Here is a 19,531-nt window from a genome sequence, read left to right as displayed (position 1 = left end):
CCAGCAATCTCAATGTTTAAAGCAATAACCGGCACATTGGCCGGCTTTTATTTACCACTGTTTAATATTGCGGTCTTCTTGCGTCACAGAGGTGAGTTTTGCCAGTTGCGGTAATAATTTATGTTTTAAATCATCCATCAAACTGTAAATCACCGGCACAAATAACAGACTCAAAATTGTCGAACTCAATAAGCCACCAATCACCGCAATCGCCATTGGTGCCCTAAACCCTGCATCCGCACCGCTGGTTAATACCAAGGGGATCATCCCTGCAATCATAGCAAATGTCGTCATGATAATTGGTCGAATACGCTCCTGACCTGCCTCTATGATTGCTGCTTCTTTTGGCATTCCCGAGCGCTGCTTTTCCAGAATAAACTCCACCAGCAAAATCGAGTTTTTGGTCACAATCCCCATCAGCATCAAAATACCGATAATCACAGGTAAATCGATCATCGCACCATATAAAACAAGGGCGATGATGGCACCGCCAATAGAAAACGGTAGCGCGGCAAGTATGGTGATTGGCTGCATAAAGTCCTTAAACAACACAATTAAGATGGCAAAGACCAACAAAATACTAAATACCATTGTGGTACCAAAGCGCTCGAACATATCAATCATATATTCCATATCGCCATATTCCACTTGTGAAACGCTGTGGGGTAATTGTTGGTATTCAGGGAGTTGCGCCACAATTTCCAATGCCTCACCAAGTGTTAGCCCTTCTAAATTGGCTTCTATCGACATTTGTCTTTGTCGATTAATCCGCTCGATTTGTGAAGGCCCATCACTGGAGTCGATTTTAGCGACCGATTTTAACGGTACAGCTTGCTCCCCTGTGCTATTCACATATAAATTATTCAGTACATCAATATTATTTTGTTGATGCTCAGGTAAAATAACCTGCACCGCCAATTGCCTATCGGGTAAATTAAATTTGGCACTACGTGAGTTAGCCTCCCCCATGGTCGCAATACGTAATGTATTGGCGATCTCCTCAACATTGACACCCGTTCGGCCAATATCCACTAAATTGGGCTTAACAATTAGCTCTTTACGTAATAGCGGTTTCATGACCTGAACATTTTTCAACCCTTCCACTTTGGCCATGGCATCACGCAGTTTTTGCATTGATGCTTCAAGCTCTTGAGGATCCGTCCCTGTAAACATTAAGGAGAACTCTTTGCCACCATTACTGTTGCTAAAGGTATAACGTGCATCTGTTTTTTCACTTAGCCACTTCCCTATTTCAAGCTCAAATTGCTTTTGTGATAATTCACGTTCACTTGGTTCAACCAAAGTGAGGATCATTTCGCCTTTGTGTTGAGCAACCCCTTCTGAGTCGTCCGCTATCCCTGCCACTGTATAAGTTGAAATAATTTCAGGTCTATCTTTTAACTGTTTTGTTATTTCATTCATTTTTTGCTGCGTTTGCTCAACCGGCGTACCTGGTGGCAGCTCAATATTGATTTGGCTGATACTGATATCACCATCTGGCATAAAACCGACAGGTAACAAGCTAGTCACTGCGACTGAACCAATTAAAAAGCCCCCCGCCAATGCAGATGCTAATTTTCGGTGTTTTAACGTGAGTAATAAAAACCGCGTATAACGCGCTATCCAATTTGGAATTTTTACGCCGTCGTGTGCGCCTTTTTGCGGTAGCAGCACATAAGCCGCCATTAACGGCGTCACCAATCTAGCCACTAACAATGAAGAGAGCACAGCCGCTGAAACTGTCACACCAAATGGCACAAAATATTGCCCAACAAACCCCCCAATAAAACTGACAGGCAAGAACACCGCCACAATGGTTAATGTGATTGCCACAATTGCAAAACCGATGGCATCAGATGCTTTTAGTGCCGCTAAATAGGGGCGTTCGCCACGCTCGATATATTTTTGGATATTTTCAATTTCAACAATGGCATCATCTACCAATATCCCAATAACCAATGTCAAAGCCAGCAACGTAATACTGTTCAAGCTGTAATCAAACAGAGCTAATACAAAGAAGGTCGGCAATATCGATAACGGCAATGCCACTGCCGCCACCAACGTTGCACGCCAGCTTTTCAAAAAGAAAAAGACGATAATGACGGTAAGAAAAGCCCCTTCTAATAAGGTCTGAATGGTTAAAAAGAAGCTCGATTCTGTATATTTAACCGTTGAGGAAATCAGGCGAATATCAATATCTGGATTCGCTTTTTGTAATTTTTCGACCGCTTCAGCGACGCCTTGCTCCACCTTGGTATCACTGGAGCCTTTGGCACGATAAACCGCAAAACCCACCACGTCCTGACCATTGAACTGCGAAATAGATTTCACATTCTTATGGCCATCATAAATATTGGCAATTTCGCCTAACCGTACCGATTGCTGGTTATCAACGGGTAACATGATGTTTTTAATCTCATCCGCGGCCGATTTTTCACCTAATACGCGGATGGTATGCTGCAACGAGTTATATTTTGAGTTACCACCCGCTGAGTTCTGGTGATTATTTTTCAGTAATTCATTAATACTGGCTATGGAGATTTGCATCGCAGCTAATTTGTTCGCATCGGGTTCAATGCGGATCACGCGTTCGGTATCCCCTAAGCGACTGACTTTTTGCACCCCTGGAACCGTGATCAATTGCTTACTCACAGTGTCATCCACAAACCAAGACAAATCCGCGAGAGATTCAGTTTCCGACGAAACGGCATAACGTAGAATAGCCCCACCCTCGACATCGACGCGGTTAATCAATGGCTCATCTATTGTTTGGGGTAGCTCTCCACGGATTTGCCCCATTTTTTCACGTACATCATTGGTCGCAACGTGGGCATCAACACTGAGGTCAAACTCAATGGTGGTGCTCGATGCCCCTTCACTAATGGAAGAGGTAATATGGCGAATACCAGGTATTCCAGATACTGCGCGCTCAACCCGCTTTGTTACTGCATTTTCCAGCTCTGTTGGCGAAGAACCATCTTGTGTTACGGTGACAGTGACAATCGGAAACGTCACCACAGGGTTGGCAGTTACAGGTAATTGATTAAAGGAGAATAACCCTGCGATAGTTAATGCCAAAAACATCACTATTGTCGGAATCGGCCGAGTAATGGCCCAAGAAGATAGCTGTAATTTCATTGGCTATCCTTTACAGGCACAATAATGTCATCATCTGATAAAAAAGCTTGTGCATAAGCCACAACATCTAAACTCGGCGCTAATGGTGTTAACACTTCCACTCGCCCTTGCTGAATTTTGCCAATTTGTATTTTTTGTTTCGCCACTTTGCCGTCTGTCACAGTAAAAATATAACGTTCGCCATTGGGTTCTGTACGAATGGCACTATAAGGTAGCGATAGCTGTTCACGGGGTGAATTTCTGTACACCATGGTGCCCGTTTCACCTAGACGCACTTGTTTAGTCGGCTCTGTAAGCGCCACACGGATTTTTCCAAGTTGGGTTAATGCATCTATTTTTGGCGACAAATAACGTAATTTCCCCAATGTTGATTGGTTTTCATCAAGGTTAATCACCACGGGATTACTGCCCACAATGCGAGAAAGCTCGGAAGGGTGAGCTTGCGCTTCAAACTCTAATTCATTATTTTCAATCAACTTAAATAACAAGCTGTTATCTGACAACGTACCATTCATGGCGTGACGTTCACTGATCACCCCCGAAACAGGGGCAATAATTTTCGATTTGTCTTCTTGGCTTTGTTCACGCATTAACTGGGCTTTGAGTTGGCGCAGCTCTGCACGGCTTGCTGTTAACAATGCACTCTGTGCGGCTGCTTCTGATTTGGCTTTGCCAAATTCATTCGCCGAAATCACCCCTGTTTTTGCCAGCGGTGATAAGCGTTGCAGCTCTTGTTGAGATTGAGCACTGAGTGCTTCTTGTTGTTTAATGTATGCCGCAGCTTTATCAATTTCTGCTTTTAATTGATTAACCCCTGCACTTTGGATCGGTGATTCCAACGTCGCGAGCAATTGCCCTTTTTCAACCCATTCCCCTTCTTCCACAAACACTGCAGTAACCATTTGCTGTTGCAATGGAGAACCAATCGAAATTTCGTTTTTTGCCACAAATTTGCCAGGAATGCTGACGACATCAACCGCCATCACATTTTTTGGGTTTGTGACGCTTAGGCGAATTTCCTCTGCCTGCATATTCAAGCAGATGAAAAATAATGAAATGGCTAAAAAAATGTGTTTCATAAGTCATAAAATTCCCGAGTAGACGCTCGCGCTACTGTAATTTCGCTTAACCCTAAACTCCATAAACCAAAGTTAAACCTTAATTTTTCGTTAAGCTTGGCAAAAATCATCAAGTGCATTTTTGCCATACGGGAAAATTATTAACTGAGATCAAATATCGACCATAAATTAGCTAGCCAATTATTTATTTCCAATATGTTTTAGTGATACTATTCGCAAACAATATAATTATCATTCTCATTTACATTTGCTAGGGATTACTATGACTAAGCAACATCACTACACACTTGTCGCCGCAGGTATTTGCGCGGCTTTGGCTTCATTTACTACGACAGCAGCAGAAGATTCAGACAAACTTATCGTCACCGCATCAGGTTATTCACAACAATTACGCGATGCCCCTGCCAGTATTACGGTGATCACCGCCGAACAGTTACAAAATAAACCTGTGCGCGACCTTGCTGATGCAGTTAAAGACGTAGAAGGTGTCAGCATTGTGGGTTCAGCCAATAAACAAGATATTAATATCCGTGGCTTACCCGGTGAATACACCTTAATACTGGTTGATGGCCGTCGCCAAAATAGCCGTGAATCACGCCCAAATGGCAGCGGTGGTTTTGAAGCGGGCTTTATGCCGCCCGTCGAAGCCATTGAGCGCATTGAAGTGATCCGTGGACCAATGTCTTCCCTGTATGGTTCCGATGCAATGGGTGGTGTTATCAATATCATCACCAAGAAGGTAACTAATGAATGGCACGGTAGCGTAACAACAGGCACGATTATCCAAGAAAACAGTGATAGCGGTAATTCCACCGACGGTAACTTCTATCTGTCAGGCCCACTCGTTAAAGATAAATTAGGCTTGCAGTTATACGGTGGTGGTGATTATCGTCAGGAAGATAAAATTACAGATGGACACTACAAAAAAGACAACAAAAGTCTCACCGCTAAGCTAAGTTTTACACCAACTGAAAACCAAACCTTCCTTTTAGAAGCAGGTAGAACACTGCAAGAAAGAGAAGAAACCCCGGGCAAATCCCTTGCTGAATATGAAATGCGCGGACAATCAAAACAATATAATAAAAAAACCGAACTCTACAATAACCGAAACCACGCCGCGCTGACTTATAAAGGTGAATGGGATTCGTTTAATACAGAGTTAAGTGTCTATCAAGAAAGTACGAAGAAAAAAACCAAAACAGAAATTAAAGATGCCATCACTAAGCTGACTGAATACCGCTATGAAGACCGTGTACCTGAAATTACTAATACAGTGGTAGATGGTAAAGTTGTTGCGTTCTTACCTGACAACATCTTAACAGTCGGTGGTCAATACCAATACTCAAAACTCAAAGACAGCTCATTGGTTTCAAAAGGAAAATTTGAAAATAGCAGCATGAGTGTCGACCAATCTGCTTTATTCGTTGAAAACGAATTTACTGCAACTGATGACCTCATTCTAACGGGTGGATTACGTTTAGATCACCATGAAACTTACGGTAACCACTGGAACCCTCGCGGTTACGCGGTTTATTATCTAACTGACGAAATCACCATTAAAGGTGGCGTGTCATCTGCATTCCGTGCGCCAACACTACGTGAGGTCAGTAAAGGTTATGGCACTTCTACAGAAGGTGGAAATGGGATTATTTATGGTAATCCAGACCTGAAACCTGAAAAAAGTGTTAGTGAAGAAATCAGCATTGCCTATAACCATGAGTCGGGCTTTGATGCCAGCCTGACCCTATTTAATACTGACTTTAAAAACAAGTTAACCAGCTATAACACTGGCAATCCAGACCCGCTTTCAAACCTAAATCTCTATACTTATGACAATGTCGGTAAGGCAAATGTTAAAGGAGTTGAAATCGCAACAGGTATTCCAATTGCTAAAGACTGGAAATTCAGCGCCAACTACACCTACACTGATTCAGAGCGTAAAAGTGATGATGAAAAACTCGGTAATGGTATTTCACTTAAAGGCTATCCATTGGATAAAACACCAAAACATATGGCTAATGCGAAATTAGATTGGCAGTTTAACGAAGATCTCAATTTGTATACGCGTGCACAATATACTGGTGAACAAGTATGGGCAGCACAGCGCAACGGTTCAAAAGTTCCTCGTTACCGTAGCGGCTATACCACCATGGATGTGGGCGCAACTTATCAAGTATTAAAAAATACCAAGTTGAACTTTGCGGTGCTCAATATTGGTAATGAAAAAGGCCCTAAAATTGATAAAGTAGATGGAAACTGGGATGTGGAAGATGGACGCCGTTATTGGGCGAACATTAACGTCAGTTTCTAATTTTAATTTTTGTAGGCTACCTATTCGATACTCTAAATCATTCAAGTTGCATGTAGGCGACAAGAGAAGATATCCCGATGAGCATACAAAAGTATGTGATTCGGGTAGCCGAGCGTAGTCAACAACCATGCAGCTTGAAGGATGACGAGTATATGAACAAATTATTCACCGCTAGCTTATTGCTCTGTATCGCCAGTAATGCCATTGCTCGCCCTAGCCAAAGTATTCCGCCTTTGGATGATAACGTCGCACAATTTTACGATATTAAACAGACGGATATGGCTTATGGCGACCGAGCACTACGCATCTACAGTGCCGTGCCGTATAACGTCACGGCCAAGCGCCCTGTACTGTATATGCTTGATGGAAATGGGTTATATCCAAAAGTCGTCAACCGTGCCGTGGAAACACTCAATAAAGACTCACTACCCATTATTATCGGCATCGGTTACCCCGTTGATGAGGCCTTTCCAAAGGCTTTACGCACCTATGACTATACTCCACCTGTATCTGGGGAAGATTTTAGCCATGGTGGCGGTTCGCCTGCGCTGTACCAGTTTATAAGCCAAACATTGCGCCCTTGGGCTGAACAACAATTTCCTATTGATAAGCAAAAACAAACCTTATTCGGCCATTCATTTGGTGGGTTATTCACCTTAATGGCTTATCAACAAAAACCCGATGATTTTCAGTACTATGTTTCAGCAAGTCCGTCATTGTGGTGGGGGAAAGGTGAAATGGTGCAGCTAGCGAAACTCACTGAAAAACAAGCCACAGCACCTATTTTTGTCACTTTGGGTGGCTTAGAAGAGACCCCTGATTTGTCCAAGTTAACGGCAGAACAAGTCCAAAACTACCAAAACCGCAAAAGTTGGATCAGTCCCCGCCAAGTGTGCACTGAAATTCAAACCCATCAGCGAGTCTGTGAATTCACTTTATTTGAGGGTAAAAGCCACGGAAGCGTGATCCCCGATGCCATCAATAAAGCGTTGGCGGTTGCCACGCACTAGGGGTTGTTTATCTTTGATGGTCAATTTTCATTCGAATTAAAGCCATTTTAGGCAAGGCGAGAGGGTCGCCGCCTAGTCAACTAGGCAAGGGCCTCTCAACGTAGCATCAAATGAGTGAAACGAGCTTTAATCGAACCCGTAGGGCAGCCTTTAAGCACAGTTTTGAGCACAAATCTCGACTTACACATTCATCCATTTTTGGGATTGTTTTTGACCTTTTAGCGGTGAAAATCCGTGGCAAAGATAAACACCCCCTACCTACCCACTAATAGGTTTTAGCAAGTCACTGTAAAGATCGGCTAAAACCCCATTTTCCGTGAACGATTTGCGTATCCACTGAGTCACTTGCCCTGTTGCTGAATGCTGTGTGGCTAATAGCATATTAGAATCTTGCCGCGGGTTTTGAATATTTTTGACCACTAATCGGCCACTCTTAGCGTGCTCTTTCACCATATAGTCTGGCAAAAATCCGATCCCCTCGCCCAATATTTGGCACTGGCATTTGGTATTAAAGTCTGGCACCTGTATCGCTTCTTGCCCATGCAGTAACCATCCAACTCGTTTATTTATCGTATCTGCGGTGTCTTCCACCATGATATTGGGATAAAGACGCAACTGGCTTTCAGCAATCGGCTCTGGCATTAATGCGAGTGGGTGTGTTGCCGCAATGGCAAACTGCCAATGAATCGCGCCTATTTCCGTATAATCTATTCCACCGCCATCCATTAATGTCCCCGGTGCGCCAATCGCAATATCTGCATGGTTATTAATAATTGCATCCCATACACCGTTATACACCTCGGTAGTCACGGTAATTTGGCAAGTAGCAAATTGTTTCTTTAATATTTGCAGTAACTTAGCCGTATGGTAAGGGGTATATAAAAGTTGGTTAATACAGATGCGCACCCGCGCTTCAATACCTTGTTCAATAGAATAAATACTTTTTTGAATGGAATGAAAGTTATTCAGTAAGTCCGTTGCCTTACGATAAAAATAATAACCCGCTTCCGTTAATTCAATATTGCGAGTATCACGTATAAACAACGCGACATCCAAATAAGTTTCAATACGCTTAATAGTATAACTCACGGCCGATGTAGTAATACCTAATGCTTCTGCGGCTTTACTGAAGCTCGCAAATTTAGCTGCGGTAGTGTAGGTCAATAAATTTTCTTCAGTAAAAATTGAGTTCATACTCGCCTTCCCAAAATGTTTTAATTTTAATCAAATTGGCTTTTTATGTGAATATTATTCAATAGATTGAAAACCAGGCTATTTTTCAACCGATTTATTGATAGCTTAACAGAATAATTGCCAAGAAGAAGTGTTTTAATCTCATTTGTCTTAAGCTGTCATTTTAACCACAAAAGCTGAGAGACTATTAATAATCAAAATACTTAATATTATTGAATTAAATACCCAAACCAAGTATTAACATTTACCCTGATCGCGATCAAATTAATCACAAATTTAACAATCATAAAACCTTCAATTTGATGTACGTCACAGAACAGAATAATGACGTCTCACCGTTCTCTATTAATTAAAAATAATCGATAAAAACGAGTAAAAAACAGGCAAAAAACGTCAAAAAAGGATGAAAAATAATGCGTACACGCACAAAAAAGGCTTATTATTGAATTTTATTCAACAATAGAGCCTCCCATTGATGAATTAAATTTAAATGGATTCTTTTTATTAATCGCAATTGGTATGCTCTAACCATCATAAATAATCTTTAAATTGTCTTTATCTATGTTGGCAATATCAATAAGCCAACCTAAGGGGAAAATAATGACCGCCAGCACACTTTCTCAAGAATTTTTAACCGCTGCTGAAAAAGGGCAATTAGATTTATTAAAAGGTTGCCTTGAAAAAGGTGTGGATATCAACACAACCAACCGCCAAGGCCGTACCGCTATTGTGAATGCAAGTCTCAATAAACATTATGAATGTGTTTCTTTTCTAATTAATGCAGGCGCAGACATCGATAAACAAGACCAAACATGTTTTAACCCATTTTTATTAAGCTGCTTGAATAACGACTTAACATTATTACGCCTAGTGTTACCGGCAAAACCAAATTTAGATTTATTAACACGTTTTGGTGGTGTGGGGATCACGCCAGCAAGTGAAAAAGGCCACGTTGAGATAGTCCGTGAACTGCTCGAAAAAACAGAAATTAACGTCAACCACACCAACTTTGTGGGCTGGACTCCGCTCCTTGAAGCTATCGTCTTAAATGACGGTGGCGAGAAGCAACAGCAAATCGTTAAGCTGCTATTAGAACATGGTGCAAACCCGCATATGACGGATAAATATGGCAAAAAACCGTTAGAACTTGCACGTGAGAAAGGCTATCACGAAATTGCTGAACTACTGGTTGCCGCGGGCGCGTAACTAAACCATATACTCTAAATAATTCAAATTGCATGTAGGCGACAAGCGAAGATAGTTCGATGAGCATACATAAGTATATGATTCGGCTAGCTCAGTGCAGTCAACACCCATGCAACTTGAAGTATGACGAGTAGAGATAAGGAGGCATGTGAACGCATCCATATCCCATCGGCAAATATTATACGGGCTCACGGCTGATAACCATTTTCTCAACCTTTTACATCAGCCGCAGTCTTTAGGAAAAGTAGAGCAGGTATTCAATAAAGCGATTAATTTTACGGTAGAGAATACCCTTTATTCATTACTTTGCTCTTCGTTAGATAATGCACCAAATAGTTGCCGATTAATAAATACTGACTTTTCTCTTTTAAAATTAAAAGCAGGAGACCCTATTTATCTCTCAAATAAAGAATGGAATATTGGTGAAAATTACACAATTTCGTTTTCTTTATGTAAACACTGGCAACCATTAAAAATTGATTTTGATTCTAAAAAATTAATTAACGAAAACTATTTGTTATATATAACAAACCAAATTAAAAGTTTAGATTTTATTTTACAGGATAACTCAAGCTCTCTATTTAATTATCAGGGAGATAACTTATTTTATCTAAGCGTATCAAAACAATTGGTTCAATTACGTTTAAATCTAATTGAGTCATTAATTAACAAAGACCAACAAAGTATTACCAAGGTTATTAAGCAATTTGTTGGGTTAGGTATTGGGCTTACGCCTTCTGGTGATGATTATTTAGTTGGGTTAATGGCATTTTTGTTATTAAAAGGTCACCCTGCTTGCACTTTATTCCCTGCTTTTTATCAAGGGATAACACAAAGCAAAAGCCAAACGACCCCCATTAGCGCCATCACGTTAGAAAAGGCCTTAAACCAAGAATATCGCGAAAACATGCAGCAATTAATTCAATCATTAGTTGATGCGCAAGAGACAAATATTTATCCACAATTTTTAGAGATTTTAAATATCGGGTCGAGTTCAGGCAGCGACATGCTATTTGGCCTTCGCGACGCTTTGTATCTCACTCACTATTTCGGAGAAAGACATGTCGACTAAAGTTGTCATAAAGAAAAATACCTATTTTGATTCCGTGTCACTGATGTCTATTTCGACTAAAGCCAATCAGCTCGATAATGTTGAGCAAGCTTTTGTCGCGATGGCAACGGAGATGAATAAAGGTGTTCTGCGTAATTTAGGGTTATTAACTGCTGAGTTAGAAGAAGCCAAAAATGGCGATTTAATGATTGTGATTAAAGGGCCAAGTGATGAAGCCAACGATGCAACATTAATTGCTATCGAAGAATTATTTAATAAGAAAAACCAAGGTGGCGGATCCCATGAAGCAAAATACGCCACTATCAATTCCGCGAAAACACACATTCCAGATGCCAACTTAGCGGTGATTTCTGTCAATGGGCAATTTGCTGCTCGTGAAGCGCGTATTGCGTTAGAAAATGACCTTAACGTCATGTTGTTCTCAGATAACGTCTCCATTGAAGATGAATTGGCTCTGAAACAACTTGCCAGTAAAAAAGGCTTATTAATGATGGGCCCTGACTGCGGGACCGCGATTATCAATGGCACCGCACTGTGCTTTGGTAACAATGTACGCCATGGCAGTATTGGGATTATTGGTGCGTCGGGTACAGGTAGCCAAGAGCTGAGCGTGCGTATCCATGAGTTCGGCGCTGGCGTCTCTCAATTAATCGGTACAGGCGGTCGCGATTTAAGTGAAAAAATTGGCGGTATCATGATGATTGATGCCCTGAAGATGCTTGATGCGGATGAAGAAACGAAAGTTATCGCGTTAATTTCTAAGCCACCAGCACCAGCGGTTGCAAAAAAAGTGCTGGAGCAAGCTGAAAAATGCCATAAACCCGTTGTTGTCTGTTTCTTAGGTAGCCAGCCACTACCAGAAGATAAACCAGGACTAACCTTTGCACAAGGCACCAAAGAGGCGGCACTGAAAGCGGTTCTGCTAACAGGAATTCGTAAAGAAGACTTAGACCTGCACCCACTGAACCTGCCATTAATCGATGAAGTGCGAGCTAAACTCAAACCTGAGCAAAAATACATTCGCGGCCTGTTCTGTGGCGGTACACTGTGTGATGAAGCCATGTTTGCGGCACTGGAAAAATATGACGATGTTTACAGCAATATCCAGCCAAACCCTGAATATCGCTTAAAAGATTTAAACAAAAGTATTGCCCACACGTTCCTCGACTTTGGTGATGATGACTTTACCAATGGTAAACCACACCCAATGATCGACCCAACAAACCGTATTGAGCGTTTACTACAAGAAGCCCGCGACCCAGAAGTTGGCGTCATCATGATGGACTTTGTCCTTGGCTTTGGTTCTCACGAAGACCCTGTTGGCGTAATGATTGACGCTATCAAAGAAGCCAAAAATATCGCCAAGAATGATGGCCGTGAATTAGAAATTTTAGGATATGTGCTAGGTACAGACCAAGACACACCAAATATGGATGCACAGGTCAAAATGCTGACTGATGCAGGCGTGATTTGGGCAAGCAGCAGCACCAATACTGGGTTATTAGGACGTGAGTTTGTGTGGAAAGGGGAGAATGCATAATGACAACATTATTTAAGCAACCATTAAGTGTCATCAATGTGGGTATTGAGATGTTCAGTGATGACCTGAAAAAACAACATGTTCCGGTGACGCATTTAACATGGACACCACCAGGGCAAGGCAACGTTGCGGTTATTCGCGCTCTCGACCAAATCGAAGGAAATGCCGCGCTGCAAGAAAAAATTGAAGCCGCTAACGCACAAGCTCTTGAACGTATTATTCAGTCCCAACCTGTATTAATCGGCTACGACCAAGCGATTAACGTTGTGCCAGGGATGACAAAAAACACCATTTTACACGCAGGCCCGCCAGTGGAATGGAAAGACATGTGCGGCGCAATGAAAGGTGCGGTAACAGGTGCTCTGGTCTTTGAAGGCCTTGCGAAAGATTTAGCGGATGCTGAGCGAGTTGCGGCATCAGGTGAGATTATTTTCTCTCCGTGCCATGAGCACGATTGTGTGGGCTCCATGGCTGGAGTGACGTCTGCATCGATGTTTATGCATATCGTTGAAAACAAGACTTATGGTAACCGCGCGTTCACAAACCTGAGTGAGCAAATGGCCAAAATTCTGCGCATGGGTGCAAACGACCAAAGCGTGATTGACCGCTTAAATTGGATGCGTGATGTCTTGGGCCCAATGCTACGCGACGCCATGAAAATTGTTGGTGAAATTGACCTACGTTTGATGTTAGCACAAGCGCTGCATATGGGGGATGAGTGCCATAACCGTAATAACGCGGGCACTACATTGCTTATTCAAGCGCTAACCACTGGGATTATCCAAACCGATTTCTCTGTCGCACAGCAAAAAGACGTGTTTGATTTCGTCGCAAGCAGTGATTATTTCTCAGGCCCAACATGGATGGCCATGTGTAAAGCGTCAATGGATGCGGCACACGGCATTGAGTACAGCACTGTGGTCACGACGATGGCGCGTAACGGTTATGAGTTTGGCTTGCGTATCAGTGGCTTACCAGGTCATTGGTTTACAGGCCCTTCACAGCAAGTTATCGGCCCAATGTTCGCAGGTTATAAACCTGAAGATTCGGGCTTAGATATTGGTGACTCAGCAATCACTGAAACCTATGGTATCGGCGGCTTCGCAATGGCAACGGCCCCCGCAATCGTCGCATTAGTCGGCGGTACAGTAGAAGAAGCGGTGGATTTCTCTCGTCAAATGCGCGAAATCACCTTAGGCGAAAACCCGAATGTGACTATCCCATTACTCGGCTTTATGGGGATCCCAACCGCCATTGATATTACGAAAGTTTCAGCTAGCGGTATTTTACCTGTCATCAATACAGCAATTGCACATAAAGATGCAGGTATCGGCATGATTGGCGCAGGTATCGTTCACCCGCCGTTTGATTGCTTTGAAAAAGCCATGTTGGCCTACGCACAGAAATACGCTTAGTTTCCAGTAATAAAAAATAACGCCCGACTAAAGTCGGGCAATAATAAAACATCAATACCCAAGTTATTAGCATACCAAAGTGAAATAAAACCAACTCAGTTGCGACTTAAAATAAGTAAGTTATTACCCAAAATAATTTAAGTTGCAACAAGGCAGCAAGCAAGGATATCTCAGGGAGCATACATCAGTATGTGACCTGAGTAGCCGAGAGCAGCCAACGCAGTTGCAGCTTAAAGTATGAAGGGTAATGACGGGTATACAGGGGAATACTTAAAATGAGTATACTTAACATCAAATGGAAACGTGGGGATTTAGCCGCCTATTTTGGCCTAATGACCAATAACTTAACCAACCTCCTCACCATGATGGGCTTATTAATTTTCGTCGTTGGGATCCCATCCGAAATTGTTTACGGCCGCATCGCTCCCGCTTTTGGCTTCGCCGTTTTACTCGCCAGCATCAGTTATGCCTACTTTGGTCAGCAAATGATCAAACAAACGGGTCGTAATGATGTGACCGCACTGCCTTCTGGCCCAAGTGCGCCGTCCATCTTCACCGTGACGTTCTTAGTTATTATGCCCGTGTACCAAACCACGCAGAATGCCGAGTTTGCCATTCAAATCGCCTTGGTTTGGTGTTTTGTAGAATCGATGATTTTAGTCGGTGGTTCATTCTTAGGTGAAACCATCCGTAAGATGATCCCACGTACCGTGCTGTTATCTTGTTTGTCTGGCTTAGGTTTACTGCTTCTGGCGATGAACCCAATGCTGCAAGCATTTGAAGCACCGACCGTTTCTTTTGTGGTTTTACTGTTAATCTTCATTAACTGGTTCGGTAAAAAGCCTATCTTTGCTCGCGTTCCAACAGGTTTGCTGCTGTTGATCGCAGGTACCGTATTGGCATGGGTTTCTGGCTTACAAAGTGCCGAAGCAATTAAAGATTCTATGGCGTCATTTGGTTTTAACCCTCCTGGTATCCACATTGATAGCTTCTTCCAAGGCTTACCACACGCGCTGCCATACTTAGCATCTGCGGTACCATTGGGCTTAGCAAACTATATCTTTGACCTTGAAAACATTGAAAGTGCGCACGCCGCAGGTGATGAATACAACACACGTAAAGTCATGTTAGCGAACGGTTTATCTTCCACAGTTGGTTGCTTTATGGGTAACCCATTCCCTGTCACTGTTTACGTGGGCCACGCAGGTTGGAAAGCAATGGGCGCAAGCGTGGGCTATACCTTAGCATCCGGTATCACCATGTTTATCGTGCCATTATTCGGTATTGGTGCATTTATGTTAGCTATCATCCCAATGACCGCTATCGTGCCAATTCTGGTGTTTATTGGGGTTGTTACTGCTAACCAGGTGGTGCGAGAAACGCCAAAAGTGGAAGTCCCTGTCATCTTTATCTGTTTGTTCCCATGGATTGCCAACTGGGCGCTTACCATGGTGAACAGTGTGATGGGAGCTGCAGGCACCTCTGCAAGTGCGATTGGTACTGAAGTTCTATTACATAAAGGCGTTTATTACCAAGGACTTGTTCATTTAGGTAACGGCGCACCATTAGCGAGTATGTTGTGGGGTTGTATTGCTATCTTCGCCATCCTCAATCAACCATTACGTGGTGCGATTGCCGCAGCTGCAGGTGCAATATTAGTATTCTTTGGAATTATTCACTCCCCAGCGGTAGGAATTGCAACGGGTTCAACCTTGATGTTTGTTTACGCTTACCTCATGATGGCGGCTTTATTTGTACTCAAGCATTTTTTAGATAGCCGTAAATCGGTTGAAGAACAACAAGCTGAAAAGTCTGAGAAGCTCAGCAAGTCAGTGTAATGCAGCCAACCTTGCCTAGTAGGTGTGCGCTGTACACCTACTATCCGAACTCTCTGTATCAGGAAATATTAACAATGAAAGAACTCGTGGTTGTTGCCATCGGGGGCAACAGTATTATCAAAGATAACAACAGCCAGTCTATCGAAGCTCAAGAAAAAGCCGTCCAAGAAGTCGCACACCATATTAGTGACATGCTTGAAGGTGACTACAACATTGTTTTGACTCATGGAAATGGACCTCAAGTTGGGCTGGATTTACGTCGTGCTGAAATCGCCCACGAAACCGAAGGCTTACCATTAACACCGCTCGCTAACTGCGTTGCAGACACACAAGGTGGGATTGGCTATTTAGTTCAGCAAGCGCTCACTAACGTCCTTGCAAAGCGCCATAATCGTCAAGCGATAACGGTTGTCACGCAAGTGGAAGTGGATAAAAACGACCCGAACTTTAGTGCACCAACAAAGCCAATCGGTGCATTCTTCACGCAAGAACAAGCCAACGAACTGCAACAAACCAACCCAACGTGGCATTTTGTGGAAGACTCTGGCCGCGGTTACCGCCGTGTTGTTGCCTCTCCAGAACCAAAGCGAGTGATTGAATCAAAAGCCATACGCACCTTAACAGAGCACGATTATGTGGTCGTTGCTGCTGGCGGAGGGGGTATTCCTGTTATTGATAATGGAAATGGTGGATACAAAAGCGTTGATGCGGTAATTGATAAAGACTTATCAACCACATTGCTCGCCAAAGAACTGAATGCCGATATTTTGATTATCACCACAGGTGTCGAAAAGGTATGCATACACTTCGGTAAACCAGAGCAAAAAACCCTCGGAGAAACGTCCACCAGCGATATGCAACGCTATATGGAAGAAGGCCATTTCCCTGCAGGTAGTATGTTGCCAAAAATTGAAGCAAGCCTGTCGTTTATTGCCAACGGCGGCAAGCGTGTAATTATCACTACCCCTGAAAAATTACCTGAGGCCTTACGCGGCGAAACAGGTACCCACATCGTTAAAGGGTAAATGTTAGATTCGCAGATCTTCTTATCAGGATCCGCGAATGTCTTATCCGTCTCGCAGTTTAATAATCTCCCAGATCGTTTGAACATGATCTGGGCGGTTAAGTGCCATCCCAAAAAGGAGTTTCTATGACAGCAGAAAGACCATCCGGCAGAAGAGAGTTCCTATCCACAGGTGCAAAAGTGGCTGCCGCTTGCACCTTGTTTGGCGCGATGTCGAGTATCGCCAATGCACAAAACGAACCCGCTGGGCAATCCGCTATTTCAAGTATCACCGACAAGCACTACTACCTCGATGATGTGTTACTGGAAACAGGGTTTAACTTCCGTGATTCAACAGTAATCGGCACGAAAACAGCCTTACAAACCATTGAAATCGATCAGGGCAAAATTGTTGCGGTTTTACCGAATAAACAACATACCAATAGCGCCTTAAATACCTATAGCGCACAATGCAAACTAATGTTGCCTGCGTTTCGCGATATGCATATTCACCTCGATAAAACCTTCTACGGTGGCCCATGGCAAGCCCCTGCATCTCGTGAAGGTAAAACAATTATGGATATGATCGCACTTGAGCAAAAAATGTTGCCCGAGTTGCAACCTTTCACCGAAGAAAGAGCGCACGCGCTGATCAACTTGATCCAATCCCAAGGATCCACCATTGCACGCAGTCACTGCAATATCGAACCTGTTTCTGGATTGAAAAATTTAGAAGCGCTACAAAAAGTACTGGGCGAACATCAACAAGATTTGACCTGCGAAATTGTCGCGTTCCCGCAACATGGGTTATTACTCTCTAAATCAGTGCCATTAATGCGTGAAGCCATGCAAGCCGGCGCTCATTACGTCGGTGGCTTAGACCCAACCAATGTCGATGGCGCGATGGAAAAATCCCTTGATGCCATGTTCCAAATCGCCTTGGATTACAATAAAGGCGTGGATATTCATCTACATGAAACCAGCCCAGCAGGTTTTGCTGCTATCGAGTATATGATTAAAACTGTGGATGAAAACCGCAGCTTACGTGGAAAAGTCACCATCAGCCATGCCTTTGCACTGGCAACATTAAGCCCTGAACAAGCTGAAAAAACGGCAAAGCAGCTAGCAGAACAACAAATCACCATTGCCTCAACCGTACCGATTGGCACACTGCATATGCCACTGAAAACACTCAATAAAAATGGTGTATTTGTGATGACTGGAACAGATAGCGTGGTTGACCATTGGTCGCCATTTGGCCTTGGGGATATGCTGGAAAAAGCCAATTTATACGCACAGCTTTATACCCGCCCTGACGAACTTTCGTTATCACGTTCACTGGCAATCGCGACTGGCAATATTCTGCCGCTAGATGAAAAAGGAACGCAGGTGTGGCCTGCAAAAGGGGATGATGCAAGTTTTGTGTTGGTTGATGCGTCTTGCTCCGCAGAAGCCGTTGCACGTATTTCACCAAGACATGCAAGCTTCCATAAAGGTAACCTTGCCCATGGTGTTATGCAAAAATCGGTTGCATAACACTCATGCAAAGTAGCGCCGATCGGCGCTATGAGGTTGTTGACAAAGCAGGATAAAAGCGTGGTTTTTCCTGCTTTGTGTTATCAGCCGAAAATCAATGAATTGATTTTCCTCGTCTATTTTCAAAACTAATTCAACCTGCAGTCAAACCTAATATCGGTTTGTCCGCAGTCTGATAGCGCCGATCGGCGCTATTTTTTTGTTGAATAATTTTTAATGGTTTGAAAGATTAACGCTAATAACTTTTGGTTATCAACTGATTGCAGCACCTTGATGGGTTTTGTTTTTAACGCTGGGATCCCCACGCGTAGTCGCAACGGCTCAAGACGGTAGCTTTTCCCTCTTAATGCCCCTTGTAACTCAATATCCACTTGCTGCAACTCATAAGTTACTACGCTTTTATCCAATAACCATGCGATGGTTAATACATCGTGGATCCAACACCCTGCAAGCTGCCGCGTTGTTCGTGAATAATCGATCCATGGGCGCATTGTGCTCACCAAAAACTGACTCAACGGTGAAGTGAGCTCAGCAAACCTATCAAGGTCACTATGCACCATCTGAGTTTGTACCGTTACATCCATAGGAACTAACGTGATATTCGCGCCGCTGTTTAATACGGCATGAGCCGCTTCTGGGTCTAGGCCAAAGTTGGTGTCTTTCACATAACCTGGCACATTAAATACGGCCCCCATAATAACAATTTCAGCAACATTAGCCGCGAGCTCAGGGAATAATTGCATCGCCATCGCAATATTAGTGAGAGGGCCAATAGCGATAACTGTGATTTGGTTCGGATTTTCACAAACCAATTTGCCAATGCGCAAAGCTGCTTCAGGAATCGATTCAGGTAACACTGGCACAGAAGGAAGGTTGTCCCATAGATGAGTAAGCTTGGCTCTTTGTGCACCATTGTCTAACTGCTCCCGCCATGGCGCGCTAGCTTCGATTAAAGCAGATGATGCGCCTCGATAAACGGGGATATTTTCGTTTAATGAGCGCACCAAATGGCTGGCAACATTATACCCCACATTGCTAGGCGTATTGCCAGAAACCGTGGTGATCATCTCTAACTGGATTTCAGGTGCCGCAATCGCAAGTGCGAGTGCGAGCCCATCATCAACATTCGCGCCAGCAACCCCGTTTCCTGGATCACAATCAATAATTACACGCATAATTTTCCCTGAAA

The 19,531-nt window shown here is 43.2% G+C and carries 13 protein-coding genes; 9 read left to right on the top strand and 4 right to left on the bottom strand.

Annotation, left to right across the window (positions count from 1 at the left end; all coding sequences use genetic code 11):
• Positions 1–51: 51 nt before the first annotated feature.
• Together M1F05_RS00920 and M1F05_RS00915 are read right to left on the bottom strand one after the other, a co-directional pair.
• Positions 52–3,138 (bottom strand): efflux RND transporter permease subunit, encoded by a 3,087-nt coding sequence (locus tag M1F05_RS00920; RefSeq protein ID WP_206085109.1) that lies wholly within the window; start codon positions 3,136–3,138, stop codon positions 52–54.
• Positions 3,135–4,217 (bottom strand): efflux RND transporter periplasmic adaptor subunit, encoded by a 1,083-nt coding sequence (locus tag M1F05_RS00915; RefSeq protein WP_241016862.1) that lies wholly within the window; start codon positions 4,215–4,217, stop codon positions 3,135–3,137. Before M1F05_RS00915 ends, M1F05_RS00920 begins: the two co-directional genes overlap by 4 nt.
• A gap of 262 nt (positions 4,218–4,479) precedes the next feature.
• On the opposite strand from M1F05_RS00915, the gene M1F05_RS00910 reads away from it, so the two are divergent.
• Positions 4,480–6,528: a TonB-dependent receptor domain-containing protein gene (locus tag M1F05_RS00910; protein ID WP_206085110.1), complete on the top strand. Its 2,049-nt coding sequence runs from the start codon at positions 4,480–4,482 to the stop codon at positions 6,526–6,528.
• Between the two features lie 152 nt (positions 6,529–6,680).
• Positions 6,681–7,538 carry an alpha/beta hydrolase gene (locus tag M1F05_RS00905; protein WP_206085111.1) on the top strand — a complete coding sequence of 286 codons (858 nt, stop codon included), beginning with the start codon at positions 6,681–6,683 and terminating at the stop codon, positions 7,536–7,538.
• A 258-nt stretch (positions 7,539–7,796) separates the two neighbouring features.
• On the opposite strand, the gene M1F05_RS00900 is transcribed toward M1F05_RS00905, so the two are convergent.
• Entirely contained in the window at positions 7,797–8,732 is a 936-nt protein-coding gene (locus M1F05_RS00900) for a LysR substrate-binding domain-containing protein (protein WP_206085112.1), read from the bottom strand.
• Between the two features lie 600 nt (positions 8,733–9,332).
• Here M1F05_RS00900 and M1F05_RS00895 point away from each other — a divergent pair.
• From M1F05_RS00895 to M1F05_RS00865, 7 genes are all read left to right on the top strand, one after another.
• The gene (locus M1F05_RS00895; protein WP_206085113.1) at positions 9,333–9,938 is read left to right on the top strand and encodes an ankyrin repeat domain-containing protein; all 606 of its coding nucleotides are present in this window, start codon (positions 9,333–9,335) and stop codon (positions 9,936–9,938) included.
• 148 nt (positions 9,939–10,086) lie between these two features.
• Positions 10,087–11,010, top strand: coding sequence for a DUF2877 domain-containing protein (locus tag M1F05_RS00890; protein WP_206085114.1), 924 nt, complete (start codon positions 10,087–10,089; stop codon positions 11,008–11,010).
• Entirely contained in the window at positions 11,000–12,550 is a 1,551-nt protein-coding gene (gene fdrA, locus M1F05_RS00885) for an acyl-CoA synthetase FdrA (protein ID WP_206085115.1), read from the top strand. The genes M1F05_RS00890 and fdrA overlap by 11 nt, the downstream gene beginning before the upstream one ends.
• Positions 12,550–13,965 (top strand): DUF1116 domain-containing protein, encoded by a 1,416-nt coding sequence (locus M1F05_RS00880; RefSeq protein ID WP_206085116.1) that lies wholly within the window; start codon positions 12,550–12,552, stop codon positions 13,963–13,965. Before fdrA ends, M1F05_RS00880 begins: the two co-directional genes overlap by 1 nt.
• 275 nt (positions 13,966–14,240) lie before the next feature.
• Positions 14,241–15,803 (top strand): xanthine permease, encoded by a 1,563-nt coding sequence (locus tag M1F05_RS00875; protein WP_206085117.1) that lies wholly within the window; start codon positions 14,241–14,243, stop codon positions 15,801–15,803.
• A 74-nt stretch (positions 15,804–15,877) separates the two neighbouring features.
• The gene (locus tag M1F05_RS00870; protein WP_206085118.1) at positions 15,878–16,828 is read left to right on the top strand and encodes a carbamate kinase family protein; all 951 of its coding nucleotides are present in this window, start codon (positions 15,878–15,880) and stop codon (positions 16,826–16,828) included.
• Between the two features lie 125 nt (positions 16,829–16,953).
• Positions 16,954–18,342: an amidohydrolase family protein gene (locus tag M1F05_RS00865; protein ID WP_206085119.1), complete on the top strand. Its 1,389-nt coding sequence runs from the start codon at positions 16,954–16,956 to the stop codon at positions 18,340–18,342.
• A gap of 191 nt (positions 18,343–18,533) precedes the next feature.
• Here the strand turns inward: M1F05_RS00865 and M1F05_RS00860 are convergent, their stop codons facing one another.
• On the bottom strand, positions 18,534–19,517 hold the full coding sequence (locus M1F05_RS00860) for a nucleoside hydrolase (protein ID WP_206085120.1): 984 nt from the start codon (positions 19,515–19,517) through the stop codon (positions 18,534–18,536).
• Positions 19,518–19,531: the final 14 nt, after the last annotated feature.

This window comes from Providencia sp. PROV252 (assembly GCF_033676005.1).
Lineage (GTDB): Bacteria > Pseudomonadota > Gammaproteobacteria > Enterobacterales > Enterobacteriaceae > Providencia > Providencia vermicola.
Note: the sequence above shows the minus strand (reverse complement) of the source record. Positions and strands in the feature narration are given on the sequence as shown.

What these genes read in the sequence shown, in the direction of transcription:
- M1F05_RS00910 (WP_206085110.1), top strand. Translation starts at nt 4,480, where the DNA reads ATGACTAAGCAACATCACTACACACTTGTCGCCGCAGGTATTTGCGCG.
- fdrA (WP_206085115.1), top strand. Translation starts at nt 11,000, where the DNA reads ATGTCGACTAAAGTTGTCATAAAGAAAAATACCTATTTTGATTCCGTG.
- M1F05_RS00875 (WP_206085117.1), top strand. Translation starts at nt 14,241, where the DNA reads ATGAGTATACTTAACATCAAATGGAAACGTGGGGATTTAGCCGCCTAT.
- M1F05_RS00915 (WP_241016862.1), bottom strand. Translation starts at nt 4,217, where the DNA reads ATGAAACACATTTTTTTAGCCATTTCATTATTTTTCATCTGCTTGAAT.
- M1F05_RS00860 (WP_206085120.1), bottom strand. Translation starts at nt 19,517, where the DNA reads ATGCGTGTAATTATTGATTGTGATCCAGGAAACGGGGTTGCTGGCGCG.
- M1F05_RS00900 (WP_206085112.1), bottom strand. Translation starts at nt 8,732, where the DNA reads ATGAACTCAATTTTTACTGAAGAAAATTTATTGACCTACACTACCGCA.
- M1F05_RS00895 (WP_206085113.1), top strand. Translation starts at nt 9,333, where the DNA reads ATGACCGCCAGCACACTTTCTCAAGAATTTTTAACCGCTGCTGAAAAA.
- M1F05_RS00880 (WP_206085116.1), top strand. Translation starts at nt 12,550, where the DNA reads ATGACAACATTATTTAAGCAACCATTAAGTGTCATCAATGTGGGTATT.
- M1F05_RS00865 (WP_206085119.1), top strand. Translation starts at nt 16,954, where the DNA reads ATGACAGCAGAAAGACCATCCGGCAGAAGAGAGTTCCTATCCACAGGT.
- M1F05_RS00920 (WP_206085109.1), bottom strand. Translation starts at nt 3,138, where the DNA reads ATGAAATTACAGCTATCTTCTTGGGCCATTACTCGGCCGATTCCGACA.
- M1F05_RS00870 (WP_206085118.1), top strand. Translation starts at nt 15,878, where the DNA reads ATGAAAGAACTCGTGGTTGTTGCCATCGGGGGCAACAGTATTATCAAA.
- M1F05_RS00905 (WP_206085111.1), top strand. Translation starts at nt 6,681, where the DNA reads ATGAACAAATTATTCACCGCTAGCTTATTGCTCTGTATCGCCAGTAAT.